Genomic DNA, 1,261 nt, shown 5'->3' with positions numbered 1-1,261 from the left:
CTGCGGGGCCACGCCTTCGCCGGGTCCAGACCGATCAGGACGTGCGCCGCGGCGAAGGCGAGAGCGGCCCGCATGCTGTCCATCCCTTCCCGGGGGCCGAGCGTCTGGTAGCCGCGGGCGGCGCTGAGCTGCCCGGCGGCCCCGCCGGTGGTCATGCCGATCCGGTCCCATCCGCTCCAGGCGAGGCTGGCCGCTCGTAGCCCGGATGCCTGCCGCTGGGTGTGTGCGAGCGCGTCGAGGAAGCTGTTGGCAGCGGAGTAGGCGCCCACCGTGGCCCCGCCGAAGTACCCGTTCAACGAGGAGAACGAGACGAAGACGGCGTCGGCGCGGTGCTCGACGAGCCGGTGCAGGGCCAGGGCGCCGAGCACCTTAGCGGCGATGGCCGCGTCGAACTGCGCCGGCGTGTACTCGGCGAGGGGCCGCTGCTCGAACGATCCGGCCAGGTGAACGACCCCGGCGAGCTCAGCGCCGAGCTCGCGCTCGGCGGTTGCCACCGCTCGGCGCAGCCCGTCGCCATCCCGGACGTCGAGGCAGGCGTACCGCACCGGACCGAGCCGGGCCAGCTCGCGCAGCACACTGCGGCGGGCGTCCGCCCGGGCGTCGTCGGCCTGGTCCCGCTCAGGTGTGCCCGCCGCGTCGGGCGACGGTGCCCACGGCCCCGGGGCTCGCCCGACGATCAGCAGCCGGGCGCCGACCTCCGCGAGCAGGTGGCGCGATACCAGCGCGCCGAGCCCCCCGGCACCTCCGCTGACCAGGTACAGCCGGTCGGGACGGAACACCGCGCGGGTCGGGGCCGCGGCCGGCACGCTCAGGGCGCCGGTGAGGCGGCGGACGTGGCGGCGCCGATCGCGGTAGGCGACGACGGGTTCGTTCTGCGCGCTGTTGAGTTCGCCGACGAGCGCGTCCACCACCGGATCGAGGCTCGACGACACGTCCGCGTCGCCCGGGGTGTGGCTGATCCGGTCGAGGTCGACGTGGCGGACCCGCAGGTCCGGCCGTTCCCGCGCGAGTGAGCCGAGCAGGCCGGTGAGCAGGGCGCGTTCCGGCCGCGGTGCCGGGACGGAGCCGTCGGTCGCCTGCAGGGAGACCACCAGGAGGGTGGTCGGCTCGCGGTGTTCCGCGGCGCCGGGCGGCGCGGCCGGGGGCAGCGCGCGCAGCAGGTGCAGCAGGCTGTGCGGGCCGTCGCGCAGGGCGGCGTCGAGACGCCCGTCCGTGGGGCCGGTTCCGCCTGCGGGGCCGGTTCCGTCCGTGGGGATGGGGT

1 protein-coding gene is annotated in these 1,261 nt (G+C 76.3%); it reads right to left on the bottom strand.

Going from position 1 to position 1,261, the window contains the following annotated elements:
- Nucleotides 1-1,261, bottom strand: a 1,261-nt coding sequence (locus tag NBZ85_RS31210; RefSeq protein WP_261563433.1) for an SDR family NAD(P)-dependent oxidoreductase, incomplete at both ends; no start/stop codon positions are given.

Source organism: Frankia tisae (assembly GCF_025403405.1).
Classification (GTDB): Bacteria; Actinomycetota; Actinomycetes; order Frankiales; family Frankiaceae; genus Frankia; species Frankia tisai.
The sequence above is the reverse complement of the archived record's forward strand: the minus strand, read 5'-3'. Positions and strand labels throughout refer to the sequence as shown.